The 14,383-nt window shown below is 70.6% G+C and carries 14 protein-coding genes; 9 read left to right on the top strand and 5 right to left on the bottom strand.

Annotated features, from left to right (window positions below; all coding sequences use genetic code 11):
* Positions 1–4 precede the first annotated feature (4 nt).
* Both OG841_RS15160 and OG841_RS15155 read left to right on the top strand, forming a co-directional pair.
* The gene (locus OG841_RS15160; protein WP_371565683.1) at positions 5–1,249 is read left to right on the top strand and encodes a sensor histidine kinase; all 1,245 of its coding nucleotides are present in this window, start codon (positions 5–7) and stop codon (positions 1,247–1,249) included.
* Positions 1,239–1,877, top strand: a complete 639-nt coding sequence (locus OG841_RS15155) for a response regulator (protein ID WP_371565678.1) — start codon at positions 1,239–1,241, stop codon at positions 1,875–1,877. The genes OG841_RS15160 and OG841_RS15155 overlap by 11 nt, the downstream gene beginning before the upstream one ends.
* Here OG841_RS15155 and OG841_RS15150 read toward each other — a convergent pair.
* Both OG841_RS15150 and glgX read right to left on the bottom strand, forming a co-directional pair.
* Complete coding sequence (locus tag OG841_RS15150) at positions 1,874–3,286, bottom strand: sulfatase family protein (RefSeq protein WP_371565676.1); 1,413 nt, start codon at positions 3,284–3,286, stop codon at positions 1,874–1,876. The genes OG841_RS15155 and OG841_RS15150 overlap by 4 nt on opposite strands.
* 70 nt (positions 3,287–3,356) lie before the next feature.
* On the bottom strand, positions 3,357–5,594 hold the full coding sequence (glgX, locus tag OG841_RS15145; protein WP_328640991.1) for a glycogen debranching protein GlgX: 2,238 nt from the start codon (positions 5,592–5,594) through the stop codon (positions 3,357–3,359).
* A 265-nt stretch (positions 5,595–5,859) separates the two neighbouring features.
* Here glgX and OG841_RS15140 point away from each other — a divergent pair, with 265 nt between their 5' ends.
* The 6 genes from OG841_RS15140 to OG841_RS15115 all read left to right on the top strand — a co-directional run bounded on the left by OG841_RS15140 (position 5,860) and on the right by OG841_RS15115 (position 12,088).
* Complete coding sequence (locus tag OG841_RS15140; RefSeq protein WP_328640992.1) at positions 5,860–7,092, top strand: L,D-transpeptidase; 1,233 nt, start codon at positions 5,860–5,862, stop codon at positions 7,090–7,092.
* A 162-nt stretch (positions 7,093–7,254) separates the two neighbouring features.
* A complete protein-coding gene (locus tag OG841_RS15135) occupies positions 7,255–8,493 on the top strand; it encodes a L,D-transpeptidase (RefSeq protein WP_371565672.1) in 1,239 nt (412 codons plus the stop codon).
* A gap of 88 nt (positions 8,494–8,581) precedes the next feature.
* On the top strand, positions 8,582–9,349 hold the full coding sequence (locus OG841_RS15130; RefSeq protein ID WP_328640993.1) for an enoyl-CoA hydratase/isomerase family protein: 768 nt from the start codon (positions 8,582–8,584) through the stop codon (positions 9,347–9,349).
* Between the two features lie 262 nt (positions 9,350–9,611).
* Positions 9,612–10,115 (top strand): ATP-binding protein, encoded by a 504-nt coding sequence (locus OG841_RS15125; RefSeq protein WP_328640994.1) that lies wholly within the window; start codon positions 9,612–9,614, stop codon positions 10,113–10,115.
* 42 nt (positions 10,116–10,157) lie between these two features.
* Positions 10,158–10,889, top strand: coding sequence for a polysaccharide deacetylase family protein (locus OG841_RS15120; protein ID WP_328640995.1), 732 nt, complete (start codon positions 10,158–10,160; stop codon positions 10,887–10,889).
* On the top strand, positions 10,889–12,088 hold the full coding sequence (locus OG841_RS15115; protein ID WP_328640996.1) for a YVTN family beta-propeller repeat protein: 1,200 nt from the start codon (positions 10,889–10,891) through the stop codon (positions 12,086–12,088). Before OG841_RS15120 ends, OG841_RS15115 begins: the two co-directional genes overlap by 1 nt.
* Here the strand turns inward: OG841_RS15115 and OG841_RS15110 are convergent.
* Positions 12,059–12,739: a GNAT family N-acetyltransferase gene (locus OG841_RS15110; protein ID WP_328640997.1), complete on the bottom strand. Its 681-nt coding sequence runs from the start codon at positions 12,737–12,739 to the stop codon at positions 12,059–12,061. The two genes, OG841_RS15115 and OG841_RS15110, sit on opposite strands and share 30 nt — an antisense overlap.
* 173 nt (positions 12,740–12,912) lie before the next feature.
* Between OG841_RS15110 and OG841_RS15105 the strand changes: the two genes are divergently transcribed.
* Positions 12,913–13,131 carry an EF-hand domain-containing protein gene (locus tag OG841_RS15105; protein ID WP_020121116.1) on the top strand — a complete coding sequence of 73 codons (219 nt, stop codon included), beginning with the start codon at positions 12,913–12,915 and terminating at the stop codon, positions 13,129–13,131.
* 50 nt (positions 13,132–13,181) lie between these two features.
* Here OG841_RS15105 and OG841_RS15100 read toward each other — a convergent pair whose 3' ends face one another.
* On the bottom strand, positions 13,182–14,009 hold the full coding sequence (locus OG841_RS15100) for an ABC transporter ATP-binding protein (RefSeq protein ID WP_328640998.1): 828 nt from the start codon (positions 14,007–14,009) through the stop codon (positions 13,182–13,184).
* On the bottom strand, positions 14,006–14,368 hold the full coding sequence (locus tag OG841_RS15095; RefSeq protein WP_328643664.1) for an alpha-isopropylmalate synthase regulatory domain-containing protein: 363 nt from the start codon (positions 14,366–14,368) through the stop codon (positions 14,006–14,008). The genes OG841_RS15100 and OG841_RS15095 overlap by 4 nt, the downstream gene beginning before the upstream one ends.
* Positions 14,369–14,383: the final 15 nt, after the last annotated feature.

Genomic DNA, 14,383 nt, shown 5'->3' with positions numbered 1-14,383 from the left:
GGAGATGAACGCGTCGGACGCCCGGATCGACCGGTACTGGGAGCGGCTGCACGTCTGGGGGCCGTACGGGCTGCTCGGCACCAGTGTCGTCCTCGCGGTGGTCTCCGCGGGCATCATGGACGGCCCCGTCGACTGGTATCTCGTCGGGGCCCTGGTCGGCGCCGCGATCGTCCTTCAGGCGTGGTGGCACGGCACCCGGCACCGCCGCGTCAGACGCGGCCGCAGCCCCTCCCGGGCGGGCACCGTGTACTACGCCGTGCGCTGGGCCATCGCCTTCGTGCTGACCTGGCTCAACCCGTTCTTCGCGTTCTACGCCGCCACCGGCTACATGGACGCCGACGAGCTGATCCCGGGCCTGTGGCGGCGGCTCGGACTCTTCGCGAGCGCGGTCACCGTGGCGGGCGCGCAGGCCGGCGGGCTGATGCCGGACAGCACGGCCCAGTGGCTCGGGTTCGCCGCGCTCCTGGCCGCCAACTTCGGTCTCCAGTCGGTGGTCGCCCACATCACCGAGCAGGAGGAGCAGCGCTCCCGCGAGCGCACCTCGACCATCGAGGCCCTGCAACAGGCGCTCGACGAGAACGCCGCCCTTCATGCCCAACTCCTCGTCCAGGCAAGGGAAGCGGGCGTCGCCGACGAGCGTCGGCGGCTCGCCGCCGAGATCCACGACACCCTCGCCCAAGGCCTGACCGGGATCATCGCCCAGCTCCAGGTGGTCGCGAACACGCCCGACGAGGGCCAGGCCCGCGAGCACGTCCACCGCGCCATGGACCTGGCCCGGCACAGCCTGGGCGAGGCGCGCCGCTCGGTGCACAACCTCGCTCCGGTCGCCCTGGACGACGCCGGACTTCCCGAAGCCCTGAAGCAGACGGTCACCGACTGGGGCGAACGCACCGGCGTGCGCGCCGAGTTCACGGTCACCGGCATCGCTCAGCAGCTCCACGACGAGATCGCGGCCACTCTCCTGCGCATCGCCCAGGAAGCCCTCTCCAACGCCTCCCGGCACGCCCGGGCGGGCCGCCTCGGCGTCACCCTGACCTTCCTGGACGAGGAGGTCATCCTCGACATCCGCGACGACGGCGTCGGCTTCGACCCCCTCACCCTCGCGCCCCGCACCCGCACCGGCGGCTTCGGGCTCGACGGCATGCGCGCCCGCGCCGAACGCATCGCGGGCTCCCTGACCGTCGAGTCCGAACCGGGCCACGGCACCGCGCTGTCGGCTCGCGTACCGTTGGTCCGCCATGACCAGTGACATCTCGGTGCTGATCGTCGACGACCATCCCGTCGTACGGGACGGTCTGCGCGGCATGTTCGAGTCCGCGCCCGGGTTCGCCGTCCTCGGCGAGGCGTCCAACGGCGTCGAGGCCGTCGAGCGGGCCGCCGCGCTCGACCCCGACGTGATCCTGATGGACCTGCGGATGCCGGGCGGGGGCGGCGTGGACGCCATCCGTGAGCTGACCCGCGCCCGGGCCCGCGCGAAGGTCCTCGTCCTGACGACGTACGACACCGACTCCGACACCCTGCCCGCCATCGAGGCGGGAGCCACCGGCTACCTCCTCAAGGACGCCCCGCGCGACGAACTGTTCACCGCCGTGCGGGCCGCGGCGCAGGGCCGCACCGTCCTCTCCCCGGCCGTAGCCTCCCGCCTGGTCTCCGCGGTCCGCACTCCCGGGGCTCCCGGCAACGAGACCCTCTCCGCCCGCGAGCGCGAGGTGCTGGCCCTGGTCGCCAAGGGCACGTCCAACCGCGAGATCGCCCGCGACCTGTTCATCAGCGAGGCGACCGTGAAGACCCATCTCACCCACCTGTACGCCAAGTTGGGCGTCAAGGACCGCGCGGCGGCGGTCGCGACGGCGTACGAGCGGGGGATCCTCGGCTAGCCGGGATACGGCAGCAGTCCGGCGGCGGTCCGCTCCCAAGCGGCCTTCAGCTCGGCGAGCAGGTCCGGTTCGTCGGGAGCCAGGTCGGCCTGTTCGCGCAGGTCGGCGCCGAGGTCGTAGAGGTGGTCCTTGCCGGCCGCGTCCTGGTAGTACTTCCACCTCCCACGCCGCAGAGCCCGGTTGGCCCGCACCCGCCAGAACAGGTCCCGCTCCGGCAGCCGTTCGCCCCGCAGCAGGTACCCGGCCAGGCTCGTTCCGTCCAGCGGGTAGGCCGGATCGGGTCGCGCACCGGCCACCTCCAGGAAGGTCGCCGTCCAGTCGGGGGAGAAGTTCGGCTCGTGGCTCGCCTGGTGGCCGTCGATCCGGTGCGGCCAGCGCACGATCGTCGGGACGCGGATGCCGCCCTCCTGGAGCACGGACTTCTCACCGCTGAGCGGCCACAGGTACGACCAGCGCTCGCCGCCGTTGTCGCTGGCGAAGTACACCAGCGTGTGCTCCTCCTGCCCGGAGCGGCGCAGGGCCGCGAGCACCTCGCCGACGGCCGCGTCCAGGCTCTCCACCATCTCCGTGTACTTCGCGACCGAACCGCCGTCGTAGTGGTTGAGCGCGTTGCTGACCTCGGCCTGCGAGGTGGCGGCCCGGATCCGCGCGGCGATCTCGGCGCCGGTCTCCTCGTCGCCCTCCGCGAGCCACGGCCAGTGCGGGGTGGTGAAGTTGAGGTTGAGCAGCCACGGCCTGTCGTGGTCGCGGCTCACGTACTCCACGGCCCGTTCGGTGAGGACGGTCGTGTAGTAGCGCAGGTCCTGGTACTCGGCGTCGCCCTCGTAGAGGTCGTGGTCACCGAGCTGGCCGAGCTTGGAGAAGTACTCCAGCACGCCCCCGTGGTTGCCGAAGAACTCGTCCCAGCTGGACTTGGTGGGGCTGTAGTCGGGCAGCCAGCCGCAGTGCCACTTGCCGATGAGGGCGGTGGAGTAGCCGGCCTTCTTCAGCAGTGAGGCGAGGGTCGGATGGTTCGGGTCGAGCCCCTGCGTGCGGTTGGCGATCGGCTCGGCGAGTCCGCCCTTCGTACGGCCCGGATACCGTCCGGTGTACAGGCTGAACCGCGTCGGGGAGCAGGTCGAGGACCCCGAGTACGCGTCGGTGAACCGCACGCCCTGCCGGGCCAGCCGGTCCAGGTTCGGCGTCCTGATGTGCGGGGCGCCGTACGACGACAGGTCGGCCCAGCCGAGGTCGTCACCGAGGATGACCAGGAGGTTGGGGCGTCTGCCGGTGGAGCCTGCGGCCCGGGCCCTGAAGGGACGTTCGGCGGGAGCTTGAGCGGCTTCGGCTGCGGTCGTCGTAGCGGCGACGGCGGTCACGGCACCGCCGCCGACGAGACCGCCGAAGGCACGGCGGGAGATCTCGGGCATGTGAGCGAGTCTGGTCAGCGGACCGGCGCCCTGGCCAGCGATCACATGCGCTGTTCACGGGACTGCAATCTCACCCTGCCACCCGCAGCAGCAGCACCGCCCGCGCCGGAACCGTGATCGACGCCCCCGCCCGGTGCACCACCCCCGGCGCCTCCTCCTGCTCCTCCCTCGACGTGTCGACGACCACCTCGTAGCGCTCCGCCCACGGCGGCCCCGGCAGCAGGAAGCTCGCCGGGCGGTCCCCGGCGTGCAGGACGGCGAGGAAGCTGTCGTCCACGATCGGCGCGCCGCGCTCGTCCCGGCCGGGGATGTCCCGCCCCGACAGATACATGCCGAGCGAGGCGGCCGGCGCGTACCAGTCCCGTTCGGTCATCTCCGTGCCGCGGGCCGTGAACCAGGCCAGGTCCCGCAGCCCGTCCGCCGAGTGCGCCCGCCCCGAGAAGAACGCCCGGCGCCTGAGCACCGGATGCCGGTGACGCAGGTCGATCAGGCGGGCGGTGAGGTCGAACAGGGCCTTCCAGCCGGGGTCCTCCAGCAGCCCCCAGTCCACCCAGCTGATCTCGTTGTCCTGGCAGTAGGCGTTGTTGTTGCCGCGCTGGGTGCGGCCCAGTTCGTCGCCCGCGACCAGCATCGGCACGCCTGTCGACAGCAGCAGTGTGGTGAGCAGGTTCCGCAACTGCCGTCGCCTGAGCGCCCGTACGCGCTCGTCGTCCGTCTCCCCCTCCGTCCCGCAGTTCCACGCCCGGTTGTCGTCCGTGCCGTCCCGGTTGCCCTCGCCGTTCGCCTCGTTGTGTTTCCGCTCGTACGACACCAGGTCCCGCAGAGTGAAACCGTCGTGCGCGGTGATGAAGTTGACGGATGCGTACGGCCGGCGCCCGCCCCAGGCGTACAGGTCGCTGGAGCCGGAGAGGCGGTAGCCGAGGTCCCGCACGTCCGGGAGCGCGCCCCGCCAGAAGTCGCGTACGGCGTTGCGATAGCGGTCGTTCCACTCCGTCCACAGGGGCGGGAAGGCGCCCACCTGATAGCCCCCGGAGCCCACGTCCCAGGGCTCGGCGATCAGCTTCACGCGCCGCAGCACCGGGTCCTGGGCGATGACCGCGAGGAACGGGGACAGCATGTCGACGTCGTGCATCGAACGGGCCAGCGCGGCGGCCAGATCGAAGCGGAAGCCGTCCACGCCCATCTCCGTCACCCAGTAGCGCAGGGAGTCGGTGATCAGCCTCAGGACATGCGGCTGGACCACGTGCAGGGTGTTGCCGCAGCCCGTGTAGTCCGCGTAGCGCCGGGCGTCGGACTGCAACCGGTAGTACCCCCGGTTGTCGATGCCCTTCAGGGACAGCGTGGGCCCCAGCTCGCCCGCCTCCGCCGTGTGGTTGTAGACCACGTCGAGGATGACCTCGATCCCGGCCTCGTGCAGCCCGCGCACCATGCGCTTGAACTCGCCGACCTGCTGGCCCGTCGTACCGGAGGCGGCGTAGGCCGCGTGCGGCGCGAAGTAGCCGATGGAGTTGTATCCCCAGTAGTTCTTGAGACCGCGCCGCAGCAGATGGTCCTCGTGCGCGAACTGGTGGACGGGGAGCAGTTCGACGGCCGTGACGCCGAGTTTCACGAGGTGCTCGATCGCGGCCGGGTGCGCCAGCCCGGCGTACGTCCCGCGCAGTTCCTCGGGGATGCCGGGGTGCAGCGCGGTGAAGCCCCGCACATGCACCTCGTAGATCACCGAGTCGGCCCACGGGGTCTTCGGGCGACGGTCCTCGGCCCAGTCGTCGTCATCGTGGACGACCACGCCCTTCGGGACGTACGGCGCCGAGTCCCGGTCGTCCCGTACGGTGTCCGCGACCTGCTGCTGGGGCCAGTCGCGGACATGGCCGTACACCTCGGGCGGCAGGCTGAAGTCGCCGTCCACCGCGCGGGCGTAGGGGTCGAGGAGCAGCTTCGAGGGGTTCCAGCGGCCGCCGGTCCACGGGTCCCAGCGGCCGTGCACCCGGAAGCCGTAGCGCTGGCCGGGCATGACACCGGGCACGAAGCCGTGCCAGATCTCGTGGGTGAGCTCGGTGAGCCGGGCCCGGGTCTCCTTGCCGTCCGCGTCGAACAGACACAGCTCGACCGCCTCGGCCCCGCCCGCCCACAGCGCGAAGTTGGTCCCCGCCACCCCGTCCGGGCCGACCCGGAACCGGGCGCCCAGCGGCGTCGGCGCACCGGGCCACACCGGTACGGCGGGTACCGTGCGCTGCGCGCCGTTCACCAGCGCGGCGGGGCGCTCCTCGGCGGCTTCGGTCACCGCCTCCTGCTCGGCTGCGCTGGACACCGGTCGGCCTCCCACGGCTCATGGAGCAACGCGGAAAAGGGCGCACGGCGTCCCGGCCGCGACACCCCCTCGCGTCGTTCTCCCCACTGTTCTGCCCAGCGCTTGCCTCGCACTCACGTTTCCCCGGGCAGGGCCGTTGGGCGGACTCCGCGCAGGGAGCGTGAAGAGCGGGGCTCGTGGCCGCGTTCCCGGCGTCGGCGGGGCGGGTGCACGATCGGGCTCGTACTTACGTTTCCCCCGGGTGGGCCCGGTCGTTGGGCTGGGTGTGAGGCAGAGACAAGGGCGCGCTCGGCGCGCGGGGGCCGTTCTGGCCGCCGTCATGACATGGGCAGGACTGCTGGCCGGAGTCGCCGGCTGTACGGCGGACGGGGGTGGCGGGATCGGCGGTGTCGGTGGATTCGGGAAGCCTCCGGCGCCCGAGGACGTGATCAGGGTCGCGCCCGACGACGGCACCAAGGGCGTGCCGCCCGAGGAGAGGCTGCGGGTCCGGGTGCCCAGCGGACGCCTCGAGTCGGTCACCGTCGTCAAGTCCCAGGACGCGCAGGACTTCCCGGTGCCCGGGCGCATCTCCGAGGACGGCCTGCGCTGGGAACCCGACGAGGCGCAGCTGGCGCTGGCCGCCAAGTACACCGTCGACGCGGTCGCCCTGGACGGCCACGGCCGCCGCTCGGCCCGGCACACGACGTTCACCACCTACGTCCCCGAGGAGCGCTTCATCGGGTACGTCAGCCCCGAGAACCGCTCCACCGTCGGCACCGGGATGATCGTCTCCCTGGAGTTCAACCGGGAGATCGAGCACCGCGCCGCCGTCGAACGCGCCGTACACGTCACCTCGAAACCGCCCGTCGAGATCCGCCCGCACTGGTTCGGCAACGGCCGCCTCGACTTCCGCCCCGAGCGCTACTGGACGCCCGGCACCCGCGTGACGGTCGCGCTCAGACTCCGTGACGTGGCAGGGGCGTCCGGCGTCTACGGCCTCCAGGACCGGACCTTCTCCTTCACCGTCGGCCGCAGCCAGATCTCCCTCGTCGACGCGGCCCGGCACACCATGCAGGTCAGACGGGACGGTGCGCTGCTCGCCACCGTGCCGATCACCGCGGGCGCCCCGAAGACGACCACGTACAACGGCAAGATGGTCGTCACCGAGATGCTCGAAGTGACCCGTATGAACAGCCGCACGGTCGGCTTCGGCGGCGAGTACGACATCCCGGACGTCCCGCACGCCCTGCGTCTGACCGACTCCGGCACGTTCGTGCACGGCAACTACTGGGCGCCCACCGCGCCCGGCAGGGTCAATGTCAGCCACGGCTGCGTGGGCCTCAGGGACGTGAAGGGCGGCAGTTCGGACACGCCCGCGGGCTGGTTCTTCGACCGCAGCCTGGTCGGGGACGTCGTCGAGGTCGTCCACAGCAATGACAAAAAGGTCGCTCCTGACAATGGCCTCGGAGGCTGGAATATGGGCTGGAAGGAGTGGAAGGCGGGCAGTGCGGTGAAGTAACTCGACAGGGGGGTGGGTTGGCCCAACTTTCCGTTGAAGTTGGGACTGAATGGTGACCTTGGGCTCACACGATGCTCAAAACTCTGCGGTTAATATTCGCCAACGCGTTCGTGGAACGCGTTGGGGAGTGGGCCTGACCAGGCCCTTCGAGGGGAGAAAGACTTGAACGTGCGACCGATATCGGGGGCGTCGGTTGACGCGCGGGGGCGCGGGACCAAGGGGTTGTTGGCGCTGATACTCGGCGTTCTGCTGCTGGCCGTGACCGCCTGCGGCGGGGGAGATTCCGGTTCCGGTGACGCCAAGGCCGAGAAGGGCGACTCGTCCGCCACCGAGACCAAGCAGTCCGAGGCGGTCGTCTCCATCAGCCCCAAGGACGGGGCGAAGTCCGTCGACACCAGTGGCGCCCTCAAGGTCGGTGCCGCCCAGGGCAAGTTGACCGAGGTCCAGGTCAAGGACGCGAAGGGCACCGCGATAGCAGGGGAGATAACCGGCGACGGCGCCTCCTGGACGCCGTCCACCCACCTCGCCTCCGGCACCGCCTACACCGTGCACGCGGTCGCGAAGGACGCCAAGGGCCGTACGGCGGCCGAGGACTCCCGCTTCACCACCCTGACTCCGAAGAACACCTTCACCGGCACGTTCACGCCCGAGGACGGTTCGACGGTCGGCGTCGGAATGCCGTTCTCCATCCGCTTCACCCGGGGCATCACCAGCCCCGAGGATGTCGAGAAGGCCATCACGGTCAAGACGTCGCCCGCGGTCGACGTCGAGGGCCACTGGTTCGGCAACGACCGCCTGGACTTCCGTCCCGAGCAGTACTGGAAGGAAGGCACCAAGGTCACCGTCGACCTCAACCTGAACGGGGTCGAGGGCCGCGACGGCGTCTACGGCAAGCAGGACAAGACCGTCTCCTTCACCGTCGGCCGCAACCAGGTCTCCGTCGTGGACGCCAAGAAGCACACGATGAAGGTCACCCAGGACGGCAAGACCATCAAGACCATCAAGGTCACCACCGGCAAGCCCGGTTACGACACCTGGAACGGCCAGATGGTCATCAGCGAGAAGCTCGCGGTGACCCGGATGAACGGCGAGACCGTCGGCTACGGCGGCGAGTACGACATCAAGGACGTCCCGCACGCCGCCCGGCTGACCGACTCCGGCACCTTCATCCACGGCAACTACTGGGGCGGCGACGCCTTCGGCAACTACAACGCCAGCCACGGCTGCGTGGGCCTGCGTGACGTCAAGGGCGGTTACGACAGCGGTGTGCCGGCCGCCTGGTTCTTCAACCACTCGCTGATCGGCGACGTGGTCGTGGTCAAGAACTCCGACGACGCGACGGTCGCGCCGGAGAACGGCCTCAACGGCTGGAACATGTCGTGGGAGAAGTGGAAGGCGTGAGCGGCGGCTTCTGAGGCACGGCTTGCGCGGTCCCGGTGTGAGGTACGGCACCGGGACCGTTGCCGTTAGTCGCCGTTAACCTGCTGGCATGACCGTGAATCTCGAAGTCGCCGAAGGCGTCGGCACCATCCGTCTCGACCGCCCGCCCATGAACGCGCTGGACGTGGCCACCCAGGACCGGTTGAAGGAGCTCGCCGAGGAGGCGACCCGGCGCGAGGACGTGCGCGCCGTGATCCTGTACGGCGGGGAGAAGGTGTTCGCGGCCGGCGCGGACATCAAGGAGATGCAGAACATGGACCACACCGCGATGGTCCTGCGCGCCCGCGCCCTCCAGGACGCGTTCACGGCCGTGGCCCGCATCCCCAAGCCGGTCGTCGCGGCCGTCACCGGCTACGCCCTGGGCGGCGGCTGCGAACTCGCGCTGTGCGCGGACTTCCGGATCGCCGCGGAGAACGCCAAGCTGGGGCAGCCGGAGATCCTGCTCGGCCTGATCCCCGGCGCGGGCGGCACCCAGCGGCTCGCCCGGCTGGTCGGTCCGTCCAAGGCGAAGGACCTGATCTTCACGGGCCGTATGGTCAAGGCCGACGAGGCGCTGACGCTGGGCCTCGTGGACCGGGTCGTGCCCGCCGACGAGGTGTATGCCGAGGCGCACACCTGGGCGGCCAGGCTCGCGCAGGGGCCGGCGATCGCCCTGCGCGCGGCCAAGGAGTCGATCGACACGGGGCTGGAGACCGACATCGAGACGGGCCTCGCGGTGGAACGGAACTGGTTCGCCGGTCTGTTCGCCACGGAGGACCGCGAGCGCGGCATGAAGAGCTTCGTCGAGGAGGGCCCCGGCAAGGCGAAATTCCTCTGAACCGCTTGCAATTGACGCGATGTCTGATCCGGGTCCCTCGATGGGGCGGTTTATGGGAGCCTTAACGCACCCTTAAGCCTGCCTTGTCGAGGGAGTCGGTCGATTGCCTCCCAATGAGCCTCCTCCGCAGGTCAGCAGGGCTGTCGAAGGCGCCGAAGTGCCGTTGGCATATGCCGATCGACCCCGTCGGAGCGACGCATTCCGGGGGGCGTATTCGTCAGGAACGGCCCCGGAGGGCGCTTTGGGCGGCCATGATGGGGGCATGGCGGGGCTGGAGGGTTTCGAACAGCCGCGGGGAGACGGTCGTACGACGGCGGCGCGCTGGTCTCCGGCGGTCGAGGACGAGCACGCACTGAAGGCGCTCGAACTGTTCGGGAATCCCACGGAGGCCGAGGTTCCGTTGCCGTCCCGGCCGGAGTCCGCGGCGGCCGCGCGGCGCTTGACCCAGGTGATCGTTCTCCGGCAGTGGGGGCTCACTCCGAAGATGACCGAGGACGCGGTGTTACTCGTGTCCGAGCTGGTGGGGAACGCCGTGCGGCACACGGGCGCGCGGGTGTTCGGTCTCCGGATGCGGCGTCGTCGGGGGTGGATCCGGATAGAGGTGCGGGATCCGTCCCGCGGGTTGCCCTGTCTGATGCCGGTGCAGGAGATGGATGTCAGCGGGCGAGGGCTGTTCCTCGTGGACAAGCTCTCCGATCGGTGGGGCGTGGACTTGCTGCCTCGTGGGAAGACCACCTGGTTCGAGATGCGGGTGGCCGACAGGTAGTCGGTGGGTCGATCAGCGTTATTCTCCGACATCACCACTTAAATGGGACGGGTGACCGCTACCGATCGTCGGGCAGTGCTGCTCGCCACCGCCGGGCTGGCGTTGGCCGCGGGATGTGCGAGCAGCAGTGGTGCTGTCGCCCATCCAGTCCGTTCCCCCAGCGCAGCGCCCGCTCTCCCCGCCCAGCTCACCCACGGCCCCCGAGACCGCCCCCGTGTCGCCCTCACCTTTCACGGTGGCGGCGATCCCGCGACCGCTCGTGCCCTGCTCACCGAAGCCGAGAAGTACGGCGCCCGGGTCACTGTCCTCGCCGTGGGCACATGGCTCGACGCGCACCCCGACCTCGCCCGCCGGATTCTCGACGGCGGCCACGACCTCGGCAATCACACCCTCCGCCACCTCGACATCAACACGATGTCCGAGACCGAGGCCAGAGAAGAGATCACCGGGTGCGCGGAGCGGCTGAAGCGGCTCACCGGGTCGATCGGGACCTGGTTCCGACCCTCCCGCACGCCCGTCGCCACACCCCTCGTCACGCGGCTGGCCCAGGAGGCCGGCTACCCCCACGTCCTCTCCTACGACGTCGACTCCCTCGACTTCACCTCGCCCGGCGCTCCGGCCGTCGCCCGCAAGGTTCTCGCCGAGATCCGCGAAGGGTCCGTGGTGAGCCTGCACTTCGGGTATGCCGACACGATCGCCGCCCTCCCCGTCGTACTGGAAGAACTCGACCGGCGCGGCCTGGCCGCGGTGACCACCACGGAGCTGTTCAGCTGATGCCCCCCACTTCCCTGAAGCGCCATCTCGTGAAGAGTGCCCTGATCGTGGGCGCCGCGTTCGTCGCCCTCGCCGCCTGCGGCAGCGGGTCCAAGGACGGGGCGAACCAGGCCCTGGGCACCAAGGCGGCCGTCCCCGCCCCGGTGAAACCGGTGCGGAAGCCGGCCCCGGGGCTGCCCGGGATGCCGCCCGTCCTCGACCCGAAGGACGTGTACGCGGCCGACCGCCCGAACAAGCTGTCGCCGGTGGTCAAGGACTTCCCGTCGCGGGTCTATGTCCCCAACACCGAGTCCGACACGGTCTCCGTCATCGACCCGAAGACGTACGAGGTCCTCGAGACGATCCGGGTCGGACGGCAGCCCCAACACGTCGTGCCCTCCTGGGACCTGAAGACCCTCTGGGTCAACAACGACCGCGGGAACACCCTGACGCCGATCGACCCCAGGACCGGGAAGGCGGGCAAGCCCGTCGACGTGCACGACCCGTACAACCTCTACTTCACGCCGAACGGCAAGTACGCCGTCGTGATGGCCTCCCTCGACCGCGAGCTCGTCTTCCGCGACCCGCACACCATGGAGCGGGTCAAGACCGTCCCGGTCAGCTGCTACGGCGTCAACCACGCCGACTTCTCCCTGGACGGGAGGTACTTCATCGTGTCCTGCGAGTTCAGCGGAGAGCTGCTGAAGGTCGACACCGAGAAGATGAAGGTGATCGGGCAGGAGAAGCTCCCCTTCGACGGGGCCATGCCGCAGGACGTCAAGGTCTCGCCGGACGGGAAGCGGTTCTACATCGCGGACATGATGGCCGACGGGATGTGGGTCCTGGACGGCGACACGTTCGGCAAGCCGACCCTGCTGCCCACCGGCAAGGGCGCCCACGGCCTCTACGTCAGCCGCGACTCCCGCGAGATGTACGTGTCCAACCGGGGCGAAGGGACCGTCTCCGTCTTCGACTTCGCCGAGAACAGGCTCACCAAGAAGTGGCGCCTCCCCGACGGCGGCAGCCCCGACATGGGGGGTGTCTCCGCCGACGGCAAGGTCCTGTGGCTGTCCGGCCGCTACAACTCCGAGGTCTACGCCATCGACACCCGCACCGGCGCCCAGCTGGCCCGCGTCAAGGTCGGCAGCGGCCCGCACGGACTCGCCGTGTATCCGCAGCCGGGGCGGTACTCACTCGGTCACACCGGCATCTTCCGCTGAGCCGCCGAGGACCCGCGGGGTCGTGGCGAGCAGCACCGCCTCCGCGCCCACCGGACGGTAACCGGCCGCCTGGAACGCCCGCATGCTGCGGGCGTTCCCCGGTGAGACCTGGGCCCACAGCGGTTCCGTGACGAGATGCCTGGCCGCGCTCACCAGCGCACGCCCCAGCCCCCGGTGCCGTACGTCCTCGTCCACCTCCACCGAGACCTCCAGGCGGCCGCCGACCCCGCGTCCCGTCACCAGCACCCCGCCCTGCGCCGTCCAGGCACGGATGTCGTCGCGCCGCCTGCGGGCGTAGGCGATCCGGGGATGGTTCGCGTCCTCGATCTCCTGCAGCGCGAGCGGCGGTCCGCCCGGCAGCGGGTCAGCGACCAGCATCGCGTCGATGGTCTCGGACCTGCGCCCGGTCCGGTCCAGGAGCGCGGTCAGGAACCGCGGGTTCAGTGTCGCGGCCAGCGCGTCGCAGTCCAGCCCGCGCAGGGTGGCGTGGACCCACTCGGGGTCCTCGTCGGTGAAGACGACCGAGTGTGCCGTGAAGGACAGCACGCCCGCGTCCCGGTGGCACTCCTGCGGTACGACCGTCGTGCCGCCGTCCGCGGGCGGGAAGACACCGCGGGCCGCCGCCTCGAGAATCTCCCGCAAGGTCTCCATCACACCGCTCCTCGGTCGCCACCCAGTGGAAGGCCCACACTCGCAGACATGATCGAGGACGGCACTGGGGTTTCCCCGGGTGGGTGCCGCACCGGAGGTCGGGGCGGGCCGCTAATCTGACCTGCGGCAGTAAGCCGGCAGGACACGACAGAGGCAAGAAAAGGGGCGGACCGGTGGCGCACATCGACATCGAGGAAGCACGCAAGCAGTTCGAGCGGATCGATGCGGACGGGGACGGCACCATCACCGCCGCCGAGTTCAAGTCCGCCCTGGCCCAGGGCGGCGACTGGAACGTGACCGAGTCGGTCGCCGAGGCGATCATCAAGAGCCGCGACCTGAACGGCGACAAGCTCCTGTCGTTCGACGAGTTCTGGGCCTTCCTGAACAAGTAGAGCCGACCGTGAGGGGGGCGCTCCGCGAGCTTCGGTGAGCGCCCCCTTCGTCATGCCCCACCCCGGATCCGTACCGTCCAGCGGCCGTCGTGGCGCTCCAGGACCAGCGGCAGGTCGAAGCACTTGCCGACCTGGTCACCGGTCAGGACGTCCGATGCCGGACCCTGCGCGAGGACCCGGCCCTCGCGCAGCAGCATCGCGTGGGTGGTGCCGGCCGGGAGCTCCTCCGGATGGTGGGTGACCAGGACCGTCGCCAGTGCCGGATGCTCCCGGCACAGGGCGCCCAGGGCCTCGATCAGCCGCTCGCGGCCCGGGAGATCGAGGCCGGTCGCCGGTTCGTCGAGGAGGAGCAGCCGCGGTTCGGGCTCCCCCAGCTCTCGGCTTCGCTCGAGCCGGGCGGTACCCCCATGCGCGCGGGCGATGAGGGTACGGCCGCGCTGACCCTGCGAGAGCGTCGGCCAGCGGGCGTCGCCGAGGTCGGCGAGGCCGAGGGTGCCGATGAGCCGGGCGGCCCTGTCCCTCTGTCCCTGCGTCGGCCGCCAACGGGGGAGCGGGGCAACGGAGTTGGTCAGCCCGGTCAGGACGACGTCCCGGACCCGCAGGGGCGCGGTGAGCGGATGACGCGGGTCGACGTGACCGACGTGGGCGCGCAGCTCCCGCAGGTCGACCCGGCCGAGCCGACGGCCCAGCACCTCGACCGTGCCGCGGGTCGGGTGGACCAGGGCGCCGCACAAGCTGAGCAGGGTGGACTTGCCCGCGCCGTTGGCGCCCAGGAGTGCCCAGTGCTCGCCCGCCCGGACCGTCAGGGAGACCTCCTGGAGGATCGGCTTCCCGTCCCGGACGACATGCACGTCCTCGGCGCGCAGGACCTCCGTCACCGCATCGCCCGGTTCAGCGCGGAGAGCACCGCCTGGACGGCGGCCGAGGAGCCCACGCCCGCACCCCACGCCGTACGGCCGTCCACCCGGCACTCGGCGTACACGGCCGTGCCGTCCTCCTGCTCGGCGAAGTCGACGACATCGACGCCATGACCCGCTCCGGCGAGCGCGTCCACGAACGCGGAGACCCGACTGCCGCCCGTGCCCTCGTAGTCGCGGGTGCGGTCACCGGCCTCCAGCGTGCACACGAAGCGGTGCACGCCGGGCGCCTCCTCGTACGCCGACCAGGCGTGCAGCCGTACGTCACCCTCCGCCAGGTAGGTGGCCCGGAACAGCTCGTACAGCTCCTTCGGCGTCATCTCCCGGCCGCTCGT

Origin of the sequence: Streptomyces canus (assembly GCF_041435015.1) — a bacterium.
Classification (GTDB): Bacteria; Actinomycetota; Actinomycetes; order Streptomycetales; family Streptomycetaceae; genus Streptomyces; species Streptomyces canus_G.
Note: the sequence above shows the minus strand (reverse complement) of the source record. Positions and strands in the feature narration are given on the sequence as shown.